Source organism: Bacillus cereus G9842 (assembly GCF_000021305.1).
GTDB classification, from domain to species: Bacteria; Bacillota; Bacilli; order Bacillales; family Bacillaceae_G; genus Bacillus_A; species Bacillus_A thuringiensis_S.
Genome location: NC_011772.1, coordinates 1,387,176 through 1,409,967 on the forward strand (window position 1 = coordinate 1,387,176; position 22,792 = coordinate 1,409,967).

A 22,792-nucleotide genomic window follows, 5' to 3' on the forward strand; every position below is an offset into this window, starting at 1 on the left:
TACCCCCACAAAAGTAATATATGTAAAATATATTGGCTAATCAATTCTAACAAAAAACTGTCGTTTTTTAAAACATTTTATCGAAAAGTTTACAAAAACTTAACATAACTCTCGTTGTTCTATTAATAATATTAATATCCAATAGTGAATATCTTACTTGTAGAATGTCCTTTTCTTGCAAAAAGTATGAATGTAAAAGAAAAGCTTTACACTATAGGAATGACTACGTTATTATAGTAAATTTAAAAGGCGGTATATTCTTCCTTTTAAAAAGAAGAGTGTAAATAAATGAAGGAAGTGAACGAATGAAATTGAAGAACACTCATTTTAAAAAAATGCTTGAGTGGTTCAATAAGAGGAAGAAACTTCGTAATTCATTAATTGTATTGGGAAGTGTACTCATTACTCTATTTATTGCTATAAATATAATAATATCCATTCAAGACATATCTGAATTAAAACAAGCTGTTCCACAACCGACTTTAATTTATGATGCAAATAATGAGGTCGCAACTAAATTAGCTTCTTCGAAAACAGAAGGTGTTAAAAGAAAAGATATTCCTGATATTATGGTTCAGGCAATTGTTGCAGTAGAAGATAAGGGTTTTTTTAACCATCATGGTATTTATTATAGTGGAATTATAAGTGCAGTTTTTAAAAATATTACAGCAGGAGAAGTTGTAGCAGGGGGAAGTACAATTACACAACAGCTTGCAAAGAATGTATTTTTGACACAAGATCGTACATTTTCTCGTAAAATAAAGGAATACTTTTTAACCAAAAAAATAGAACGTACTTATACAAAAGATGAAATTATTGAAATGTATATGAATCAAATTTATTTTGGGGAAGGTGCTTGGGGAATAAAGAGGGCAGCTAAATCTTATTTTGATAAAGAGGTAAAAGATTTATCAATTTCAGAAGCTGCAACGATTGCAGGTTTAATTAAAGCGCCGTCTGCGTATTCTCCTTATAAAAACTTTAATAAATCAATTGAACGACGTAATGTCGTATTAAGTTTAATGAAGGAACAAGGATATATTTCTGAAGAGCAATACAATAAAGAAAAAGAGTCAGGCCTTGTATTAAAACGTGGGGTTGATGATAAATACAAAGGTAAATACTCCCAATATGTAGACTATATAGTTAGAGAAGCGATGGATAAGTATGAATTAACACAAAATGAAATTTTAGCAGGTGGTTATCGTATTTATACAGAGCTTGATCCGAAAAAACAACAAGCTGTAGAAGATGTTGTGAATAATGATAGTTATTTCAAAGATAGTGGCTCAGATCAACTTATGCAAACGGGTGTAGTCCTTATAAATCCAAAAACAGGCGGTGTTCCAGCTTTAGTTGGAGGTAGAGGACCATATCAGTTTTTACAATTTAATCATGCTACGCAATTAAAAAGACAGCCAGGTTCAACATTAAAGCCTCTAGCTGTATATGTACCCGCTTTAGAACAAGGGTATGAAGTATACGATATATTAAAAGATGAACCATTTCATATTAAAGAATATGAACCGAAAAATAGTGATCAGGCCTTTCATGGTAATGTGACAATGTATGAAGCGGTAGCAAAGTCGTATAATGTTTCCGCTGTGTGGCTATTAGAACAAATAGGATTAGATAAAGGATTGAAATCTTTAGAGCGATTTGGTATTCCGTTAGTACCAGAAGACCGTACGTATCCAATTGCTTTAGGTGGGATGCATGTAGGGACATCACCATTTGTAATGGCCCAAGCATATAGTACATTTGCTAATGATGGGGTTCAAGTAGAGGCTCATGCAATTAGAGAAGTTCAAAATGCTGAAGGGGAAATAATAGGGAAATGGTATAAGAAAGAGACACGAGTGACGAGTGAGAAAATTGCTCAAAAGATGACGTATTTATTAAAAGGTGTTGTAGAAAAGGGAACAGGTGGAAAAGCGAAAGTTACTAATGTTGATACAGCAGGGAAGACAGGGACTACTCAACTTGTAAATGGCCCGAGCGTAGGGGCAAAGGACTCGTGGTTTGTAGGATACACACCAGATTTAGTAGGTGCAGTTTGGGTAGGATATGACAAAACAGATAGCGAGCATTATGTTCCAGGTGGTAGTCAAATTACAACGACGATGTTCCGGGATATCATGAAAAAAGCAAATGCAAACCCAGCCCAAAAAGCGTTCCAATTGTCGTTAATATCTGAGGCGGACTATAAAAAACAATTGCAAACAATTGAAGAAGAAAAGCGAAGAAAAGAAGAAGAAAAGAAAAGGCAAGAAGAAGAACAAAAAAGGAAAAAAGAACAGCAAGAGTGGTTTAATAAAGTAAAAGAGTGGATTCCATCGTTATGGTAAAAGAAAGAGGCGAATTACGTTATTCGCCTCTTTCTCATGTGAAAAATGAAGTGAGCTCATAATTAGTGGGGTAAATGCTACTATTCATTAAGAGTAATGTTGGTACTGCCAAAGGATTGAGAATCGTATGTGATGATTATTGTTCCTTTACTAATCGGTTCGTATGGTAATTCTTCTTCATAACTACCATTATTTTCATTATGGATAGTCAGCGTGATTTCATCAATTCCTTTATTTGTATACTGATCTTTAATCGTTTCAGTAATTTGAAGTAGAGTTTCGTAACTAGAAGCTTTCGTAATAAGCATTCCTTTTATAACTTTTTTTTCATTATTTGTGGAATTGGAATAAAGGATGTTGTTTTGTTTCGTATACAAAAGTGTGTATGGAACTGTTTTTCTCTCTGCTTTTGAAATAGTAGAATATTTTAGAGTTAAAAAAAACCCTACACATAAAATAATGCATATCATAAGAGCAATCCAAATGCGTATCGGTGACATAACTCTCATTTTTCATCCCTCTTTCATATCTTTGACTTCATTATTTATCATACAAAATGAGGATTAAGATAGAGTAAATTTGAGGTAAAGAAACGTAAAGAAGGAGCACTTATCCTCCCAAATAAGTGCTCCTTTTTATTAAAAGAGAGATTTAATAGACAATCAAAATCACACCTATTACTTATAAATGTGTTTAGTCCTCCCAAAATATTATCGGAAATTGTGGTTAGTAAATTCGGAGTACAGATAGTGTCGCAGTTGTATCGCCCGTGTTAGGAATAGAAATAGTATTTGCTGTAGGTTGTACAGAAATCGTTGTACCAGCTTGTAAAGTAACAATTGTAGAGAAAGAAACAGCACTACTGATAACATTAGTTGAAAAATTACGAGTAGGTGGTTGGCCATTGAATGAAATACCGAATCCAAACGGTGAAGAGCCTGGGAAAGTTGTAGATGCCGAGAAACTAATATCATATACGCCTGTAAAGTATGTGTAGTGTCATTAAAGTTAATATTATTTATTTCAAAAACTTGATTTAATTGAATATTAATTCCAGTTGATATTGTTTGAGCATTGGAGTTTCCTATTGCAGCTATAGTTACCCGAATCGGAGTACCCGCTGGTCCAGTAGCGCCTCCACCTAGGAACCAGATCCATATTGAACTAAGACAGCTTGAATAGCTTGGCCGAGAGCTTGAAGAAGTCTAACAAATTATTTAAGTTCGGACTTAGAGATGTTGATATAACTACAAGCTCTTACTTCGCAACAATCATTACCATAAAATACTTTCCCTTTATTTTTGTTGTTTATCTTTGCATTCCTTTCTTTCATAGAATAATAGTCGTTACTATATATTATAATGAAATTTAAATTAAATTCGTGATGGACAAACTACTATTTCTCAAAAAATAAGAAGTTTACCTACCTAACACGAACAATAAAGAAGTAGAGAAAAATCTATATGTTTTAAAAAACTCCCTTTAATTGTTAGAGTGTGCTTAACAATTAAAGGGAGTTAATAGAACAGCATTCTCATTTTATAAGTTAATTGCTTCACGATTTACTTTAGGTAAAATCGGAATAGAAATAGTGAAGGTTGTACCGTCTGGATCACTAGTCATTTTGAGCGTACCGTTATGATTTTGGATGATTTTTTTTGTTACTGATAAGCCTAGTCCTGTCCCCGAATCCTTCGTTGAGAAGAATGGATCAAAGATATATTCTTGAATAGCTAGAGGAATACCAATTCCATTGTCTGTGAAAGTAATCCGAACGAAGTTATCTAGGCGATAACTAGTGATTTGAATAGAAAGAGGCTTTTCGCCTTGAGCATCGACGGCATTTTGAAATAGGTTTAAAAATACTTGAACAAGTTCATGTCGATCAATATTGACTAAAATATCATCTAATTCATTAGAAAAGTTATAATCAATTGAAATGTTATGCAAGAAGACTTCACTAGCTAGTAACTGTTGAATATAGTCGCATAAAAATGTATTAATAGGAAACGGTTCTCTTGTAAATTCACGTGTTTTTGAAATGGCTAAAAATTTTGTAATAATACTATTTGCACGATCTAATTCAGGGATAAGTAAGCTTTTAAATAACTCTTTATTTGATGGAGAAACACTTTCTTGTAAAAATTGTAAGTATCCTCGTACTGTCGTAAGAGGGTTTCGTACCTCGTGTGCAATTCCGGCTGCGATTCGTCCTGCTAACGAAAACTTCTCTGCATCACGCTCTGTGTTTAAATAATGAAAGACACTAATAACCCTAAAAATCTCCCCGTTATAATCGCGAATAATTCGGTTGTTTATAATGCCATAGTTTTTGTCTAAAACTTCTTCATTATATATTTCTGTTCCCGTTCTTAATGTTTCAATCGCTTTAATTTTTTCTTCCGGCAAGTTTAGTAATTGTTGAATCGGTTTTCCGATAATATCATTTCGTATTACACCGAAATCATCTGCGGCAACTTGATTACATAAAGTAATATTCCCTTTACTATCGACAAAGGTTACATGATGTGAAAAGGCATCAAAAATATGTACAAAGTGTTTTTCAAGTTGTTCAAATAAGAATAATGAATCACAAGTAAGTTGAAAATGAGCCTCTTTATTCTCTTTTGGTATTTCTTGAATGGAATGAGTTGCTCTAGTTTTCTTTATTTGTAAACCAATATGTGGATTTTTGTATGTGAAATGATGTGGTAATTGATTTACAAGTTCTTCATAAAAACGCACTTTATTTTCTAGTTCTTCAATTCGTTTTTCATGAGATACAGTAGCATCGTTTGGAAGCATAAATAAATAACCCCTCATTTTAAAAATTCTTCCATATAGTATATCATATTTTAATAAGGATACTCTTAAAGAAAGGGCCACTTAATGAAATTGATTAGCAAAAGTGTTTGGGGAGTGAATAGAAGATAAAGTTAAAAAGGGAGGAATATATGTGCTGTTCATTGGAGTGACAGGATGGGGAGATCATGATTCTTTATACGTAGATTCCTATGAAAATAGAAATAAATTACGAACATATAGTGAGTATTTTCCTATTGTGGAAGTGGATAGTTCATTTTACGCGATGCAACCTGCACGAAATTATATAAAATGGGCAATGGAAACGCCGAAAGATTTTTCTTTTGTCGTAAAAGCGTATCAAGGAATGACAGGACATATGAAAGGGGAATTTCCTTTTTCTACGTTTGATGAGATGTTTGATGTGTATAAGCAGTCCATTCTTCCTTTAATAGAAGCTAATAAATTAAAAACAATTTTATTTCAATATCCACCATGGTTTGATTGCAAAAAGAAAAATGTAGATTTTCTTCGATATACGAAAGAAAAAATGGAAGGTTTACCATGTGCAATAGAATTTCGAAATCAAACATGGTTTTATCCAGAAATGAGAGATAAGACGTTACAGTTTCTAGAACAGGAGAAATGGGTTCATACAATTTGTGATGAACCACAGGCTGGGATAGGTTCTGTGCCACTCGTATTAGAGGTTACGAATTCAAACATGGCATTAATACGTTTTCACGGTCGAAATGTTCATGGTTGGCTTGATAAAGGGGAAAATTGGAGAGCGGTTCGTTGTTTATATCGCTACAACAATAAAGAACTGGAAGAATGGGTGGAACGACTAGAGCAATTAAAAAAGAAAACAAAGGATATATACGTACTGTTTAACAACAATTCAGGTGGGGATGCAGCAGATAATGCGAAACAGCTTATGAAAATGATGAACATTACATATGGTGAGCCGAAGCCGGAGCAATTAAATTTTTTTGAATGATAATAAACAAGAAAGGCACTGTACAAACAGGGGGAATGTACAGTGCCTTTCTATATGAAAAAGAGGGGTAACAATGTTACTGAGCGTTTGGTTGATTCATCAATTGTTGGCTTCATAATAAATGATAATGGTTATCATTATCATTGTCAATGGTTTTTCTAAAAATATATAAAAAACTTTGTATATTTTAAATAGAGATAAAAAAAGAACAGCATTAATGCTGTTCTTTTCCGTTGATGAATTGTTGTAAATCAAAAGGAGTTATCGCCTGGATAAATTCTTTTGAGATAAGTGTTTGCACGAGAGTGCTCTCAGAGATAGAAGCACCTGTTTTCTTTTCGTAAGCTTGTTTTAATAAATCAAGTTTTTCAGCCGTTTCTTTTGGTAATTCAATTGTAAGTGTGTTCATAATTTCTCCCCCTTATTATTAGAGTACCACTACAGTATAGGAGAGACAAGAAAAGAGAATATGAAATATAAAAAAGGTTACCAAATTTTCAAATGGTAACCTTTTTTATGTATAAGAGTTATTAAGCAATACCGATATACTTTAAAGTTTTTGATAGAGTACTGTGATCAAAGAAGTGTTGTAAAAATGCAATATCAACACCTGATTTGTATGCACAATAACCCCAAGTTTTTCGAAGTGTATGTGAGCTAATCCCTTCTAATCCAACTTCTTTTGCAGCTTTGTTTAAAATGTACCATGCATGTTGTCTCGTAATAGATTTTGTTCCTTTTTGAGATTTTAACAATGGTTCATTACGTTTCCAAGTTTTACGTTCTTTCATGTAGTCTTCGATTGCGTGCTGTAAGTCTTCATTTACAGCAAACCATTTATGTTTCTTCACTTTTTCATTGTAAAATAAAATGGAATGGCGAACATTTTCATTTTCATCGATTACATCACTAACTTTTAATTGTAAGATTTCACTTACTTTTAAGCCAGAATTTACAGCTAATACGAATAATAAGCCATCACGTTTCGAAGATTGTAAAAGTATATTTTTGATAGTTTCTAATTGTTTTTCATTTTGAATAGGTTGTCCTGCTTGTTTCATTTCACGCACTCTCCTCTTTTATATGTGTAAAGGAAAGGATTAACTTGTTTCTTACTATAAAGGGAGAGTGTGAATTTCATGTGAACTCCTAGTGAAATTAAGACAAATTATTTGACTTCTTTTACTTTTTGTAAATTGAAATAGAATACAACACTGTTAGTCGTATTATACACACCGTACTCGGCATGATGGAGGTCTAAAATGTTTTTTACAATAGATAATCCGAGACCGGTACCTCCGGTGTGACGGCTACGTGATGCATCTAGGCGATAGAAGCGATCCCAAATTTTTTCAAGACTTTCTTCAGGGATAGGGTTTCCTGTATTTTCGATTTCGATTTTTACGGTATCTTCTGCTTCTATAATGGAGACTTGTATTTTTTCTCCATCCGGCGTATAGCGGATTGCATTACTTAGTAAGTTCACAACTACTTGCTCAATACGGCTACGATTTGCTTTAACAAGTATAGAAGGGTCTGCATCGACGTTCACTTGTAGATGCTTTTCTTCCATGCTAAATAATAATTTTGTATAGACTTGTTGCGTTAATTCACCAATTGAGAACGTCGTCATATCTAGTTTGTAAGTACCAGATTCTAACTTTGCTAATTCTAACATTTCAACAATCAGCCTGTTCATATTTTCTGTTTCTTCTAAAATAACATCAGTATAATACGAAGTATCCTTACTAACACCATCTTTAATACCTTCTGCAAAACTTCTAATTACACTCAGTGGTGTTTTTAATTCGTGTGATACGCCAGAAATGAATTCTTTTCTTGTTTTCTCTAATTGACGTTCACGTTCAATGTCTTGTTGTAACTTTGTATTGGCAACATTTAATCGATCGATTCGATCTTTTAAATTTACAGATAATGTATTGATACTGCCGGAAAGCCCACCAATTTCATCGTCGGCTGTAACAGGTAATTTCTCGCTGAAATCAAAATTAGCCATTTTTTTTGTAACACGATTCATTTTAATTAATGGCTTAACAATGATTTTTGAGTAGTAGAAGGATAACAAAATAATAACGAGAAACACGATGATTAAGGCATAAACATAATAGTCTTTTAAAACTAGCATCGCTTCATTAACGGGTTGTAAAGACGCTATCGCAAAAGCATATTCTGTAATCTTTCCGTTTTCTATAATCGGCTTTACAAAGATACTATTTTTTATATTTTCGCCGCCATCTAATATGAAAGTGTTTAATTGGTTCGAGTTAGAAGTGCCATCTCTAATAATATCTGCAAAATATTGAACGGCTTGTAATGTTTCAATATCATTTGCAAGACGAACCTCAGCTTTTGATGGGAGCTGTAACTTAGTTATAACACCTGTAAAGACGATACGAGTTGTAGATTTGTATCGGCTTGCAAGTCTATTCTTAGAAGGATTACCATTAATTGACTGAAAATCCGAATAGAAATGTTCGTTTTGCCATTGATTATAATTCGTTCCTAATTTTTGTGGTGTAATAATATTATTCTCTTGTACGACTCCATCAACATTAATTATTACATCTTTTTTTAAACCTAAATTTTCGAATTTATTATATTCTTCTGGTGTTAAAAGGTTATTGAGTGGAATGGAATACTGTTTATTATTGTTGGGATTAAATACATCGATATAGTAATTGTTATCACTTTTAATAATACCGTTAGAATCCAAAAACTGCATATCGGCATTTGTTTTATCATGAAATTCTTGTTTTAGTTTTCTAACTTTCTCATAACTTTTATCACTTTTGTCATAATTATCTACGAATTTTTCAAAAGCAGTTTGAACTGTTTTTACTTTTTTATTAATATAAAATTTCTCTAAAAATAGAGATTGTCCTAGGAAAAAAAGTAGGAATATTATTGTAAATAAAGTTGATGATAATAAAAATAGTTTAAAGACGATACTTCTGTTTTTCACTGCGTCACCTCTTATGAGAAATACTGTAAATGATTTCTTTATCCCGCTCGGGCAATAAGACTTCCACTTCAAAATTCGGCGAATACAAGGGAGTTAGTAGGTGGGAGATCAACTGTCCGTAAAAGCCTGATTGGTTCAACTAATAATCAGTGGGGGATGGAAAAAAACCACTGATTAAAGTTTCACTTTATTATAACAAACGTTACAATAAAGTAGAGGGGAGAAATCTGTCTCTTTATAAAATAGTTATTTATAAAAAGTCACATAAAAAGAACTCGCCAGACGTATGACAAGTTCTTTAGTGTATTATTGTTGAATTGCTGCATCTAAAGCGATTTCAATCATTTCGTTAAATGTAGTTTGACGCTCTTCAGATGTTGTTTCTTCGCCAGTGAAGATGTGATCGCTAACTGTTAATACAGATAATGCATTTACGCCGTATTTCGCTGCTAATGTATAAAGAGCAGTTGTTTCCATTTCTACTGCTAATACACCGTAATCTCCAAGTTTTTTAACCATGTCCATGCTTTCGCGATAAAACACATCTGCTGTTAAGACGTTACCGACACGAACGTGTAATCCTTTTTCAGTTCCAGCATCGTAAGCTTTCTTTAAAAGATCAAAGTTTGCAGCTGGTGCGAAATCAAATCCTGGGAATGTTAAACGGTTCATATTAGAATCAGTACAAGCCGTCATTGCGATAATAACATCACGAACTTTTACATCTTTTTGAATTGCACCGCAAGTGCCAACGCGAATTAAATTTTTAACTCCGTAGCTTTGGATTAATTCGTTTACATAAATAGAAATAGAAGGAACACCCATACCTGTACCTTGAACAGATACACGTTTTCCTTTATAAGTTCCAGTAAAACCTAACATACCACGTACGTTATTATAGCAAGTAACATCCTCTAGAAATGTTTCAGCGATATATTTTGCACGTAATGGATCACCTGGTAATAGAATAGATTCAGCGATTTCGCCTTGTTTTGCTTCGATATGTACACTCATGAAAAGTCCTCCTTATAATGTATTGATAGAAATCAATATCATTTGCATTATACACTACGAATCCTTTCAATTAAAATCTTTTTATTATTTGTAATATGTGCAAAATAGGAGGATTTCATAAATCATAATCTAGAATATATAGCTTAAGAAGTTTTATGTGAACAGAGACAATAAAAATGGTAGGTGATGTTTTGAAAAATCTTGTCATTGGGCTTATTGCGTTAGTACTTATTGTGGCAGGAGGATTTTACATAAAAAAATATCAAGAAAACGAAGAGACTGTAGGAGATGTTCAGGAAGTAAAGTGGGATGTGTCAAATGGAAAGGGAAATGAGAAAGTAGATATTGTATTTCAGTTGTTAAACAAAAAGAATAATGAAATTCGTGGTGTAAATGATCAAATACGGGCAGTGATTGTAGATGGACAGTTAAAACACATACAACAAATTAAACCTACATTTGCAGGGAACGGGTCATATAAGTTATCTTCCAAAATAGCGAAAGATGAAGAATATACGATATTTTTATACGAAGATAAAAATAAGTCCGTAGAGTCATTCGCTAGGAAAGATTTTGGTAGAACGAAAGAGGAGAACAATAAGAAAAAAGTGAAATTTCCAATCGACAGTGTACTTACAAAAAAAATAGGGGAGTATGAAGTTTCTCTTTTATTTGGCGCATTACATCCGAATGAACCAGTTACGTTAACATTTCAGTTTCAAGCGAAAAAGGGTGAAAAATTGAAATTACATTCAGAGAGAGGAGAAGTAGAGTCACTCTATATCGTGGATGAAACGAAGGAGAACTTTTTATACGCTATGCCTGTGGATACGGATGAACAATTACAATACCGTATTACATTTCCTGCCGAGGGTACGTATAAAATGTGGGGGAATTTCTATATAAATGGTAAGAAATATGAAAAAGAATTTATTGTACAAGTTCAAAAAAGAAAAAACAGCTAAGAATTTAGCTGTTTTTTCTTTTTCCTATTAATTTTGTTACAGAGAGCATTGTAATTGGTAAAGAATGATTCTTCCTAAATGCTAAATATTTACCGCTCCATGCTGGTTTATATTTTTCTTTAAAATGTCGTAATCCGCTGAAACTATACGTATAACGAACGTTATTAAAGATTGCAGCAGCCACTCGTTCAGACCAGAAAGACTGTGTGGATAAACCAACATTTGAAAGTGGTGCCATACCAATATTAAAGGAGTGGTATTCATTTTCTTTTGCCCATTGGAATAAGTGGATGAAAATTGCGTCCATAATGCCGCTAGGCGCATCTGGATAATATCGCATTAAATCGACAGATAATGATCCGTTTTGATATACGGGCATGAATGTTGTGAATGCAATAATTTTTCCATCCGCATCAGATAATGTTGCAATGGGAGCGCGACTAATATATTCACGATCGAAGTATCCGAGTGAAAAACCTTTCTCTTTTTTTCCACCAAGCCATGCATCTGAAACTTTTCTTAACTCTTCATATAATTCGTCTGAGAAAGGTGGCTCATGAATAGAGAATGTATAGCCTTCTCTTTCAAAACGGTTGAAAGTAGCTCGCATGCCAGCGCGTTTCTTTCCTGTTATTGTAAATGTATTTAAATCAACAACAGCTTCTTCACCGAGCTTAAAGAAGTTATAACCAAAATCGTGATATAAACTCATCCATTTACTTTCAATTTGGTAGAATACACAAATGTATCCAAATCGATCAGCCTCAGCTAAAAACTCTTGCAATACAGTACGATAGGAGGAAGGGTCCCCGATTGGATCACCTAGTACAATAAGTCGTTTTCCAGTTATTGAGAAGAGAATGAGTGCTTTTCCATCACTACTGAAAAAGAACTGTTTATCTCCTAAAAAACCTAAATGACTAAGTACATTTCCACCATGTTCATCTAAGAAGTTTTGTAATCTTTTATCATTAGCTGGTTGCCCGGGAAATTCATTTCGATAACGATTTGCAATGAGTGAACCAATTAGTAAAAAAGTAGGAACAAAAAAGGCAGCTGCTAATGCACTTCGTTTCACTTGTGTAATATTACGAACGACAAAATCAGGTTGGAAAGCTTCTTTTGCACTTGCAAATAAAATACCTAAGTTTTTATATAAATATAACGTTACAAGTAGGAATATAAAAACTTTTACGATATCGGAAAGTGAGACTTCCATTTTCTCACGTACAAACCTTTTACGAAGCATATACAATACAGCGAGTACGATTAATAAAATAAAAGTTTCTTCAACATCAATTCCTTTTAGTGTATTAAAAATAGCCGCTCCAATTAAAGAAACAATCGTCATATAATAAGAACGTTTTGTTCCGTAATATATCCCTCGTGAAAGAATGAGGAGGAGAATACCGAATGTTAGCGATAAGCTAAAAGAAAATTGAATAAGATGTTTTGGAGCTAGAATATGTAAGGCGTGTGCCCGATTTATACTTGTCGGTAGAATAGTTGATAAAATAACCATTAAGCCAGCAAATACTGTTAAAGCAGCAGATGCCCAAGAACCTAACTTTCCTAGAAAGTCACGCTGCAAAGTCCATATAACACCAGTTGTCTCTAATGCAGGCGCAATAAAGGGTTTATCTTCAAACTTTTTAATGGCTACTCCTGTCATTTCAAAAGCTGCAAAAATGAGACCAAGGCAGAATGGTAAGATGTAATAGACGAGACGATATAATAACATAGCAGGAAGCAAAACACCTGTATCGATGCCGTATTGCCCAAGCCCAGTTAAGAAGACAAGATCAAATGATCCAAGACCACCAGGAACAAGACTAACGACACCAGCTAAAGCAGCAATGACATATACGCCTAAAAACTTTTGGAATTCGATTTCAATGCCAAATAATAGTAATATGACGTACATAACAATACCAGCAGATACCCATTCGACTAATGAAACTAATGAGTATAAAACAGTTGGGTTTTTCTCCTCTTCTTCTTGTCCCTCTGTTTGCATCGCTTTTCTATTTTTTAATTTAGAAAATCCGATATATATAGGGACGAAAAGAGCAAAGAAGATAAGAACAGGCCATAGCCATGGTTTTTCATGCAAAATAAATCTCGTGTCTAATATTCCGATAAGACCAAGAAATGAAAGAATGGCTAATCCATTAATAAAGGCAGTTGTCATCCAAGCGATACTTTTAATAAGTTTTCCATTTTCTTTTATGTATGGACGATAAAGCATTGTGCGTACGCCAGCTCCAACTAGACCACCAAACCCGATAAATCCATTTAAAGTATTAGCAATCCACGAGATACGGAAAATCTTTTGGACAGGGATATCAGCTTTTAAGTAACGAAGCATAACATAGTCATAAAAGAACATTGTTGATACAGCGAATGCACCAAGTGTAATTGCTAAAAAGACTCCTCCAGTTGGAATGTTTTTAATTGTATCAATCGCTTCTAAAAAAGAAATGCCCGCTAATTCTTTTTTTGCTTGAAAGAATACAATTGTTAATACAACAAATGGGAAGATAATTTTCCCGATTTGTAAGAAACGTTTCCATGAAAACGACATAAATACAACTCTCCTTGTATAAGAAAACTGAGACAATAATATTATTATGACAAACTTCAAGAAAAATAAAAAGGTAAATTCCTGTATAGGGGAGCTATTTTTTATATAGGTATATTTAAAAGAATATTTTGTTTATCAGAAAATTAAGTTAGAATAAGATGAAAGAAGGTGGAGGGGAGTATATGATTATAAAAGGTTATGTAGGATATGAGTTAGAAAAGGCGAAACCTAATACATCAGAAGATTTTTTTAACAGATCTGAAGTGACATATATATTAAATGATAAAGAGAAAACTTTTTCGGTTTTATACGTTCGATATTTTGAAGAAGTTTTACAAGAAATTACTCCTTTTGAAGGAAATCCAGTGTATAAAGTAGAAGAACAAAACATATATTTGCGCGATATTGTAGCGATATGTTGTTTAGTGAAGGATAGGGAACTTCGTGCGCAAAAACGTTTGTATTTAAATAATCTGGAAGAATTTCAACAATATTTTGATGAGGGAACGGTGTCGAAAGTACAAGAAATATTGGCTGAATTACATAAAAATAAAAGAGTAGAAATAGCGTGAAATGGCAAAGGAGAGAGAAAAAATGTCTAATTTGATGGTTGAAAATCAAACAGAACAAGTTTCTATATTTTTAGAAGATGCTATTAATTTGATAACCAATTATGTAAATTATCATACGTTGCCTTCTTTATTAGAGGAAACACCAGCAGGGAATGAGCAATATTATAAAGGGTTATTAGCATCAATGAGACGACTTCTCGTTTTTTGCGAAGAAGGACATGATGCATGTTTTGTTTTGTTGAATAGTCAGCCATTTCGAAAAACAGCAGCTGAAAAAATTTTATATAAGATTTACCATCAAGTAATTGCAGAGTTTTTTTCACCAAAGAGTGATTATTGGTATGAAAATAGTCGGTCTGCATATACAGGAAAAAATTCTATCGTTTTTCAACAAACACCACCTGCATCTTTGGGGCAAGTGATGAAGAGTTTAGAAGGTAAATTTCAATTGATGCGTGAAGAACTAGAATATTATGAGACGGATTATCAGACAAAGATGTTACACAAATATTGATTGCGGAAAAGAAGCTAAGGTGACTTAGCTTCTTTTCCTTTTGTACAGTTATATAAGGGATTTTCATTGAATATAGTTAAGTGGATAGCATTAGGGAGGTGCAACATGAATCAGCAAGGTGTATTTACAGATTACTTTCATGAAGTAGAAAATTGGTGTGAAAGTGTTCTTCACGTATTAGATAGCCGCGCAATGGAAGTGTATGATGTCCATATGCTTGCTTATAAAATTCAGGCGTTGTTAGAGCGTATGAAAGAGCATGAGTATGAAACAGATGCAGAGTTTATGTATGAAATAAGTGATGATGTAGAACATATTCAGCATCACTTGCAGGAAGTATTTATGCAAGAAGAAGAGGAATATGAATTATATGAAAGAGGGGATAGCGAACGAGCTGTTCCAATTGGAGGACATACACTCCCGCCATTACCTTATCCGTATAATGCGTTAGAACCTTATATTTCTAAAGAAATTATGATGTTACACCATGATAAACATCATCGGAGTTACGTGGAAGGATTAAATAAAGCAGAGAAGATGATGGAAGAAGCGAGAAAAACAAATCAATTTGATTTAATTAAGCATTGGGAAAGAGAAGCGGCTTTTCATGGGTCAGGTCATTACTTACACACGATATTTTGGAATAACATGAAAAAAGACGGTGGTGGGAGTCCAAGAGGTGCTTTTTCACAACAAATCGAACAAGATTTTGGGAGCTTTTTACGTTTCCAAAAACATTTTACAGAAGCGGCCTCTAAAGTAGAAGGTTCAGGCTGGGCAATTCTCGTTTGGGTGCCCCGGTCTGGAAGGTTAGAAATTTTGCAAAGTACACTTCATCAATTATTTACACAATGGGATACGATACCACTCCTTGTACTAGATGTCTGGGAACATGCGTATTATTTACAATACCAAAATCGAAAAGATGAATATATTAAAAACTGGTGGAATGTTGTAAATTGGCCTGATGTAGAAAAAAGGTTTGAAACTGCGAAACAAATTGAATGGACACCATATTAGACGCAAATTCTCTGCGTCTTTTTTAATGGAAGCAGAAGGAAGATTTCGTTCATATTTTAAAAGGCCAAGCATACACTTGTACAAAAAGTGCCAAAAGGACGTGGGGGGAAATATGAGACGAATTTGTGTAATCATTACGCTTCTTATTATGTACGCAAGCGTTATGCCGATTCCTACATATGCAAAGATGAACAGCAATGTCAGTGCTCGAAATGCTGTATTAATGGAGCAACAGTCTGGTCGTGTATTATACGGAAAAGCAGAACATGAACCTCAAAAAATTGCTAGTATAACAAAAATTATGACTGCCTTGTTAGCTGCTGAATCAGGGAAGATGAAAGAAATGGTGTCAGTTAGCAATGAAGCGGTGAGGGTGGAAGGATCAGCAATCTATTTAAAGCCTGGACAAAAAGTGAAGTTAGAAGATTTAGTATACGGACTCATGCTTAGATCTGGTAATGACGCAGCGCAAGTAATTGCTGAAAGTGTGGGTGGGAGTATAGATGGATTCGTATATTTAATGAATGAAAAGGCGAAAGAAATTGGAATGAAAGATACTCACTTCTCAAACCCTCATGGTTTAGATGGAGATGGATCACATTATTCGTCGGCTTACGATATGGCGTTATTAACGAAGTATGCAATGGGAAACGAGTCATTTAAAAAAATCTTTGGAACAAAAACGTATAAATCCGATTCTTGGGATTACCCGTGGAAAAATAAACATAAGTTGGTAACGTCTTATTATGAATTTGCAACAGGAGGAAAAACAGGCTTTACGAAGAAAGCAGGAAGAACGCTTGTTACAACGGCATCAAAAGATGGACTAGATTTAATTGTCGTAACTTTGAGTGCTTCTAGTGATTGGGATGATCATATGAATCTATTTGATAAAGGATTTGAACGTTTCAAGCAAACGAAAGTTTTAGGACAAGGAGCAATTGCTGAAATAAATGAAAAGAAGTATGCCAACCATGTTTATACGAAAAATAGTTTTTCCGTGCCGTTAACTGAAGAGGAAAGAAAGAACGTATTATTAAAAGTTGAACTGGATAAAAGTATAACGCTTGAGGATGGAGTAAAGGTTGGAAAGACAGATGTTTATGTTGGCAATGAGAAAGTTGGAGAACGGAATTTATTTTATAGTAAACGGAAGTTAGTAGCTACAACGGGACTTTACTGGAATAATGTGAAAGAAATTTTTTCTTACATGATAGGTATTGGGAACAATGGTTAATCTCGTATGGGTAGCGATGGCTGTCATTGGGATTGTATACGCCATGATAAATGGAACGATGGAAGAAGTGAATAAGGCTGTATTTGACGGAGCAAAAGATGCAGTAACGATTTGTATAGGACTTATTAGTGTTTTAGTATTTTGGCTTGGTTTAATGAAAATTGCAGAGGAAGCCGGATTGTTAAAAAAATTAGTTTCACTTTTTATGCCGATAGTAAAAAGGTTGTTTCCAGAAATACCAAAGGATCATCCGTCCATGGGATTTATTCTATCAAATATGATGGCAAACTTTTTTGGTCTAGGTAATGCAGCAACCCCTCTTGGTATTAAAGCGATGGAACAACTAAAAGAGTTAAATGGAGGAAAGGATTCGGCAAGCCGTTCTATGGTGACGTTTCTAGCATTAAATACATCAGCTATTACATTAATTCCTACGACAGTCATTTCAATTCGAATGACATATGAATCAGCCAATCCTACTGAAATTGTTGGGGTAACATTTATTGCACAAGTACTTTCTATGATTGGAGCAATTTGGATTGACCGCTATTTTTACCGAAGAAGGAGTAGAAAGGGGCGGAAAAAATGAGTATTGTAAATACAATTTCCTTATGGGTAATCCCTTGTGTAATTGGTTTTATCCTTTTATATGGCACGATAAAGAAAGTGCCGACGTATGAATCGTTCGTTGAGGGAGGAAAAGAAGGGATTCAAATTGCAATTTCCATTTTACCGTTTATGGTTGGAATGCTTGTGTCTATTTCTATATTCCGATCGTCAGGTGCGCTAGATGCAATGATATCAGTAATGAAGCCAATGCTAGATTTAATTCACGTTCCAGCAGAAATCGTTCCATTAGCACTAATACGTCCTATTTCAGGTTCTGCTGGTCTAAGTATTACGACTGATTTAATTGCTACATATGGGCCAGACTCATTCATTGGGAGATTAGCTTCTACGATGCAAGGGAGTACAGATACGACTTTTTATATTTTAACAGTATACTTCGGAGCTGTTGGTATTAGAAAAATGGGAGATGCATTAAAAGTAGGTCTTTTTGCAGATTTAATCGGAATTATTTGCTCGATTGTCTTTGTTTCCCTATTGTTTCAGTAAAGCTATTCATTTTTTATGCTATTTCGCGTATAATACGTATACGACCACTATTAAGGTGTAGCTTAATAGTGGTTTTTTTATGCAGTATTTTTGACAAAATGATGAACTTTTATTGTGAGAAATATGAAAAATATGGACAATAATAAAGGATAAAAACATGATTTGACCTTTATATGTTTAATATCATCGCTATGTTGTTTAAGGGAGATGGAGCGAATAACCGTAAAGCGTATGCGGTTGCCAAGTCTTTCTAATGTAAGGTAAGATAAATTCGAGGTGAAAAAAAGAAATGGAACGATTACAAAAAGTGATTGCGCAAGCAGGTATTGCATCGAGAAGAAAGGCTGAGGAATTAATTCAGCAAGGAAAAGTGAAAGTTAACGGAAAAATAGTGAAAGAGTTAGGAACAAAAGTAACTCCTCAAGATAAAGTAGAAGTAAATAACATCCCTCTTGAAAAAGAAGAACCTGTTTATTTTTTACTATATAAACCAACTGGTGTAATTTCAAGTGTATCAGATGATAAAGGTAGAAGTGTTGTAACAGACTTTTTCCCTGAAATTACACAACGTTTATTCCCAATCGGACGTCTAGATTATGATACGTCAGGAGTATTATTAATGACAAACGACGGGGACTTCGCAAATATATTAATGCATCCTAAATATAAAGTTGAAAAAACGTATGTTGCAAAAATAAAAGGCCCATTAACAGGTGAGAAAATTCGCATGTTAGAACGCGGTGTTGCATTAGAAGATGGTAAAACAGCACCAGCACATGTGAAAATTATTTCTTGGGACAAGCGTAAAGAGATGGCTATTGTACAATTAACAATTCATGAAGGACGTAATCGTCAAGTACGTCGTATGTTTGAAGCGTTAGACTGTAAAGTAGTGAAATTAAAACGTGAACGTTATGCTTTCTTAGAAGTAGGAAGCCTGCGACCTGGTGATGCGAGAGAATTGACACCACATGAGGTGAAACAATTACGCGCGCTTGCTTCTACAAAGCCAAGATAAGCTATAGAGTTAAAAATTCACCAGTGGAGTGCTCTGCTGGTGATTTATTCAATACAACATTTACAGAAGATAATACATAACATTTACCGAGGAGAGGAGAGGTAATATGAAGAAAAATCGCTTATTATTTCGCGTTATTATTCTACTCATTTTATGTGGTGCTGTAGGATTTACCCTTTATCAAGGATTCTTTGCTAATAAAGAGAAAATGCAAATCGGAAAAGAAGCACCTAACTTTGTTGTGACAGATTTAGAAGGGAAGAAAATTGAACTAAAAGATTTAAAGGGAAAAGGTGTATTTTTAAACTTTTGGGGTACGTGGTGTAAACCTTGTGAAAAAGAAATGCCTTATATGAATGAATTATATCCAAAGTATAAAGAAAAAGGCGTTGAAATCATAGCGTTAGATGCAGATGAAACGGATATTGCAGTAAAGAACTTTGTGAACCAATATGGTTTGAAATTCCCAGTTGCTATTGATAAAGGACAAAAGATTATAGGAACATATGGAGTAGGTCCATTACCGACAAGCTTTTTGATTGATAAAGATGGAAAAGTAGTGGAGCAAATTATAGGTGAACAAACGAAAGAACAGTTAGAAGAGTATTTAAAGAAAATTACTCCATAATAAAGAAAGCCTTTACATAAGAGGTGCGTGTCTATAGTGCCTCTGATTTAAAAATTCTGAGTATTGCGGTAACTCGAGGTTAGAATATACAATAGTACATATAGATACAGGGGCGGTGAGAGTGTTGAAAGAAATTAAATGTGAATGTGGACATGTTAATCCGATAGGAACCGTTTTTTGTGAAGCTTGCGGGAAACCATTTGAAAGCAATGAAAATGCAAAACTATTGGATATGCGCTATGAGGGGAGTGCACGGAGATCTCTCACGCAAACAAAAACGATAGTCGATAAAATTTGGAGCTTTTTCTCTTCTGTAAAAGTCGGTGTATGGCTAATCGTAATAACTTTAGCTGCATCAGCGATAGGAACTATTTTTCCGCAAGAAATGTACATAACTCCAGGGATTGCACCAGCTGAATATTATAAGCAAGAATACGGATTTTTAGGGCAATTATACTATCAATTAGGATTTAATAATTTATACGGTTCATGGTGGTATATGATTTTGATTGCTTCTATCGGTATTTCACTTGTGATATGTAGTTTAGACCGCGTTATTCCACTTTATAAAGCTTTAAAAAAGCAAGGCGTAAAAAGACATCCTAGTTTTTTAAAGAGACAGAGATTATATGGGACTGGTACACCGCAAGATGGTGACCTGGAAAGAGTGCAAAAGAATTTAAAGAAAAGAAACTATAACGTGAAAGTGGAAGACGGAAACGTTTTAGCAGAAAAGGGACGCTTCTCGCGTTGGGGTCCATATGTAAATCATATCGGTCTTATTATCTTTTTATTCGGTGCGATGCTTCGTTTTTTACCGAGTATGTACGTAGACGAAGCACTTTGGTTACGTGATGGTGAAACGAAAGAAATACCAGGGACGGATGGACAATACTACTTAAAAAACGAGAAATTTATAAAAGAAGTTTATGATAAAAGTAAGGACAAGGAAGTTTTTGAGGAAGCGATTGATCGTGTAGGCGATAAAATGATTGCGAAAAACTTCCAAACGAATGCTGTATTATATAAAGCTGTGGGCGAAAATATAGCAGGGCAAAAACCAAAGTTGGAAAAAGTAAAAGAAGCGGAAATTCGAGTAAATGAACCACTGAAATTTGATCAATTTGCAGTGTATCAAGTGGATTATAAAGAAAGTGAATTTAAAAGTATGTCCTTCAACTTGCAAAATAAAGAAAATAATCAAAAATGGGGACCGATTAAAGTAGATTTAACGAATCCTAAGGAAAAATATGATTTAGGAAATGGTTATTCTCTAGAACTATTAAGCTATTTTCCTGATTTTTATTTTGATGAGAATGGAAAACCGAATACAAAAACGAAATTACCGAACAATCCTGCATTTGTATTTAAAATGTTTACACCTGAAACACCAGATGGTGAAGTGAGTTTTGTTGGTATTCAGCAAAATATAGAACCTGATGGAAACAACAAATATAAAATGTCGTTTGCGGGTGTTGAAATGCAAAATGCAACAGCACTTACTGTAAGAAAAGATTTAACGCTTTGGATTCTCGGTATTGGAGGATTTATATTTATGGTTGGTGTCATTCAAGGTATGTATTGGAATCATCGCCGTATTTGGATACAACGTGTTAATGATGAATGGTGGATTGCAGGGCATACGAATAAAAATTGGTTCGGTTTAAAGAAAGATATTGAAAGAGTAATAGAAGGTACAGCAATTCCACAGCCAAATGATAAAGTAATCGATAAAAAAATTAGTTAAGGTGGGGAAACGATATGGTGCAAATAAGTAGTAACTTTCTCTTTACCGCATTTATTTTATATTTAATTGCGACTCTATTTTTTGGTGGAGCCATTAAAGAAAAGGGTCATAAATGGGCAAATGTAGGAATAACAATTACAATTTTAGGGTTTATAGCACAAACAGTATATTTTGTTACAAGGTGGATTGCATCAGGGCATGCGCCAGTTAGTAACTTTTTTGAATTCGGTACATTTTTCGGCATGATGCTTGTAGGAGCATTTATTGTAATGTATTTTATGTACCGCGTAAGTATAATTGGACTATTTGCATTACCAGTTGCGCTTTTATTAATTGCCTATGCAAGTATGTTTCCGAGGGAAATATCTCCGCTTATTCCATCTTTAAAAAGTAATTGGTTACATATTCACGTGACGACTGCAGCAGCAGGACAAGCAATTTTAGCGATTAGTTTTATTACGGGCGTCATGTATTTATTAAAAAATGTAGATCAATCAACGAGAAGTAAACGGACATTTTGGCTAGAGACGGTAGTGTTTACGCTTGTTTGTACAGTTGGATTTATTGGAGTAACAACGGTATTTTCTAGTATGAAATATGAAGCGAAGTTTCAATGGGTTGATAAAAATGAACAACAACTGGAAATGAAGTACAATCTTCCAGCTTTAGTAGGACCGCATGAAGGGAAGTTACAGACAGAAAATAAATTAGAACCGGTAGTTGAAGTTCCAGCGATTGTAAATGCGAAAAAATTAAATACTGTTATTTGGTCAGTGTTAGTTGGAACATTACTTTATATTGTATTAAGGCTTGTTTTACGGAAGCGAGTATCGGCGGCACTTCAGCCGTTAGTAAAGAATACGAATAGTGATTTACTAGATGAAATCGGATATCGATCTATTGCAATTGGATTCCCAGTTTTCACATTAGGAGCGTTAATTTTTGCAATGATTTGGGCTCAAATAGCGTGGACGCGTTTTTGGGGCTGGGATCCGAAAGAGGTTTGGGCACTTATAACGTGGCTCTTTTATGCTGCAGTACTACATTTACGATTATCTAAAGGGTGGCATGGAGAGAAATCAGCTTGGCTTGCAGTAATTGGTTTTGCAATTATTATGTTTAACTTTATTGTAGTAAACTTAATTATTGCCGGTTTACATTCATATGCATAGAGAAATAAAATAGGAGAGTGCATGTCACTTTCCTATTTTATTTTTGTCAACTTTTCTTCTTTTTTGAGAAAA

The 22,792-nt window shown here is 34.1% G+C and carries 20 protein-coding genes and 1 pseudogene; 13 read left to right on the plus strand and 8 right to left on the minus strand.

The window, feature by feature from the left end:
- The first annotated feature begins 305 nt into the window (after nucleotides 1-305).
- The gene (locus BCG9842_RS07010; protein WP_000769249.1) at nucleotides 306-2,348 is read left to right on the plus strand and encodes a transglycosylase domain-containing protein; all 2,043 of its coding nucleotides are present in this window, start codon (nucleotides 306-308) and stop codon (nucleotides 2,346-2,348) included.
- A gap of 80 nt (nucleotides 2,349-2,428) precedes the next feature.
- Here the strand turns inward: BCG9842_RS07010 and BCG9842_RS07015 are convergent, their stop codons facing one another.
- The 3 genes and pseudogenes from BCG9842_RS07015 to BCG9842_RS07025 all read right to left on the minus strand — a co-directional run bounded on the left by BCG9842_RS07015 (nucleotide 2,429) and on the right by BCG9842_RS07025 (nucleotide 5,153).
- Complete coding sequence (locus tag BCG9842_RS07015; protein ID WP_001265587.1) at nucleotides 2,429-2,857, minus strand: hypothetical protein; 429 nt, start codon at nucleotides 2,855-2,857, stop codon at nucleotides 2,429-2,431.
- Nucleotides 2,858-3,074: 217 nt separating this feature from the next.
- A pseudogene (locus BCG9842_RS32000) lies at nucleotides 3,075-3,681 on the minus strand (Gly-Xaa-Xaa repeat protein).
- 206 nt (nucleotides 3,682-3,887) lie between these two features.
- Nucleotides 3,888-5,153 (minus strand): ATP-binding protein, encoded by a 1,266-nt coding sequence (locus BCG9842_RS07025; RefSeq protein WP_000937232.1) that lies wholly within the window; start codon nucleotides 5,151-5,153, stop codon nucleotides 3,888-3,890.
- A 151-nt stretch (nucleotides 5,154-5,304) separates the two neighbouring features.
- Here BCG9842_RS07025 and BCG9842_RS07030 point away from each other — a divergent pair, with 151 nt between their 5' ends.
- A complete protein-coding gene (locus BCG9842_RS07030) occupies nucleotides 5,305-6,150 on the plus strand; it encodes a DUF72 domain-containing protein (RefSeq protein WP_000897362.1) in 846 nt (281 codons plus the stop codon).
- A 214-nt stretch (nucleotides 6,151-6,364) separates the two neighbouring features.
- Here BCG9842_RS07030 and BCG9842_RS07035 read toward each other — a convergent pair whose 3' ends face one another.
- The 4 genes from BCG9842_RS07035 to deoD form a co-directional block, all read right to left on the minus strand.
- Nucleotides 6,365-6,559 (minus strand): DUF3924 domain-containing protein, encoded by a 195-nt coding sequence (locus BCG9842_RS07035; RefSeq protein ID WP_001094856.1) that lies wholly within the window; start codon nucleotides 6,557-6,559, stop codon nucleotides 6,365-6,367.
- Nucleotides 6,560-6,680: 121 nt separating this feature from the next.
- Nucleotides 6,681-7,211, minus strand: coding sequence for a tyrosine-type recombinase/integrase (locus BCG9842_RS07040; RefSeq protein WP_000806233.1), 531 nt, complete (start codon nucleotides 7,209-7,211; stop codon nucleotides 6,681-6,683).
- A 107-nt stretch (nucleotides 7,212-7,318) separates the two neighbouring features.
- On the minus strand, nucleotides 7,319-9,133 hold the full coding sequence (locus BCG9842_RS07045) for a sensor histidine kinase (protein WP_000797489.1): 1,815 nt from the start codon (nucleotides 9,131-9,133) through the stop codon (nucleotides 7,319-7,321).
- Nucleotides 9,134-9,439: 306 nt separating this feature from the next.
- Nucleotides 9,440-10,147 carry a purine-nucleoside phosphorylase gene (gene deoD / locus BCG9842_RS07050; protein ID WP_000110707.1) on the minus strand — a complete coding sequence of 236 codons (708 nt, stop codon included), beginning with the start codon at nucleotides 10,145-10,147 and terminating at the stop codon, nucleotides 9,440-9,442.
- A gap of 176 nt (nucleotides 10,148-10,323) precedes the next feature.
- Between deoD and BCG9842_RS07055 the strand changes: the two genes are divergently transcribed.
- Nucleotides 10,324-11,112, plus strand: a complete 789-nt coding sequence (locus BCG9842_RS07055) for a hypothetical protein (RefSeq protein WP_000232602.1) — start codon at nucleotides 10,324-10,326, stop codon at nucleotides 11,110-11,112.
- A gap of 4 nt (nucleotides 11,113-11,116) precedes the next feature.
- Here the strand turns inward: BCG9842_RS07055 and mprF are convergent, their stop codons facing one another.
- Nucleotides 11,117-13,696 (minus strand): bifunctional lysylphosphatidylglycerol flippase/synthetase MprF, encoded by a 2,580-nt coding sequence (gene mprF / locus BCG9842_RS07060; RefSeq protein ID WP_000010842.1) that lies wholly within the window; start codon nucleotides 13,694-13,696, stop codon nucleotides 11,117-11,119.
- A 182-nt stretch (nucleotides 13,697-13,878) separates the two neighbouring features.
- Here mprF and BCG9842_RS07065 point away from each other — a divergent pair, with 182 nt between their 5' ends.
- The 10 genes from BCG9842_RS07065 to resC all read left to right on the plus strand — a co-directional run bounded on the left by BCG9842_RS07065 (nucleotide 13,879) and on the right by resC (nucleotide 22,720).
- On the plus strand, nucleotides 13,879-14,268 hold the full coding sequence (locus BCG9842_RS07065) for a hypothetical protein (RefSeq protein WP_000584359.1): 390 nt from the start codon (nucleotides 13,879-13,881) through the stop codon (nucleotides 14,266-14,268).
- Between the two features lie 22 nt (nucleotides 14,269-14,290).
- Nucleotides 14,291-14,782 (plus strand): YpuI family protein, encoded by a 492-nt coding sequence (locus tag BCG9842_RS07070; RefSeq protein ID WP_000067555.1) that lies wholly within the window; start codon nucleotides 14,291-14,293, stop codon nucleotides 14,780-14,782.
- A 105-nt stretch (nucleotides 14,783-14,887) separates the two neighbouring features.
- Nucleotides 14,888-15,802 (plus strand): superoxide dismutase, encoded by a 915-nt coding sequence (locus BCG9842_RS07075; RefSeq protein ID WP_001075736.1) that lies wholly within the window; start codon nucleotides 14,888-14,890, stop codon nucleotides 15,800-15,802.
- Nucleotides 15,803-15,914: 112 nt separating this feature from the next.
- The gene (locus BCG9842_RS07080) at nucleotides 15,915-17,039 is read left to right on the plus strand and encodes a D-alanyl-D-alanine carboxypeptidase family protein (RefSeq protein ID WP_001252625.1); all 1,125 of its coding nucleotides are present in this window, start codon (nucleotides 15,915-15,917) and stop codon (nucleotides 17,037-17,039) included.
- Nucleotides 17,032-17,628 carry a spore maturation protein SpmA gene (gene spmA, locus BCG9842_RS07085; protein ID WP_000247810.1) on the plus strand — a complete coding sequence of 199 codons (597 nt, stop codon included), beginning with the start codon at nucleotides 17,032-17,034 and terminating at the stop codon, nucleotides 17,626-17,628. The genes BCG9842_RS07080 and spmA overlap by 8 nt, the downstream gene beginning before the upstream one ends.
- Nucleotides 17,625-18,155, plus strand: coding sequence for a spore maturation protein SpmB (gene spmB / locus BCG9842_RS07090; protein ID WP_000029514.1), 531 nt, complete (start codon nucleotides 17,625-17,627; stop codon nucleotides 18,153-18,155). The genes spmA and spmB overlap by 4 nt, the downstream gene beginning before the upstream one ends.
- A gap of 289 nt (nucleotides 18,156-18,444) precedes the next feature.
- Nucleotides 18,445-19,173 carry a 23S rRNA pseudouridine(2605) synthase RluB gene (gene rluB, locus BCG9842_RS07095; protein ID WP_000440553.1) on the plus strand — a complete coding sequence of 243 codons (729 nt, stop codon included), beginning with the start codon at nucleotides 18,445-18,447 and terminating at the stop codon, nucleotides 19,171-19,173.
- Nucleotides 19,174-19,279: 106 nt separating this feature from the next.
- Complete coding sequence (resA, locus tag BCG9842_RS07100) at nucleotides 19,280-19,801, plus strand: thiol-disulfide oxidoreductase ResA (RefSeq protein WP_000742193.1); 522 nt, start codon at nucleotides 19,280-19,282, stop codon at nucleotides 19,799-19,801.
- Between the two features lie 121 nt (nucleotides 19,802-19,922).
- Nucleotides 19,923-21,548: a cytochrome c biogenesis protein ResB gene (resB, locus tag BCG9842_RS07105; protein WP_000910521.1), complete on the plus strand. Its 1,626-nt coding sequence runs from the start codon at nucleotides 19,923-19,925 to the stop codon at nucleotides 21,546-21,548.
- A gap of 14 nt (nucleotides 21,549-21,562) precedes the next feature.
- On the plus strand, nucleotides 21,563-22,720 hold the full coding sequence (gene resC, locus BCG9842_RS07110; RefSeq protein ID WP_000250089.1) for a cytochrome c biogenesis protein ResC: 1,158 nt from the start codon (nucleotides 21,563-21,565) through the stop codon (nucleotides 22,718-22,720).
- Nucleotides 22,721-22,792: the final 72 nt, after the last annotated feature.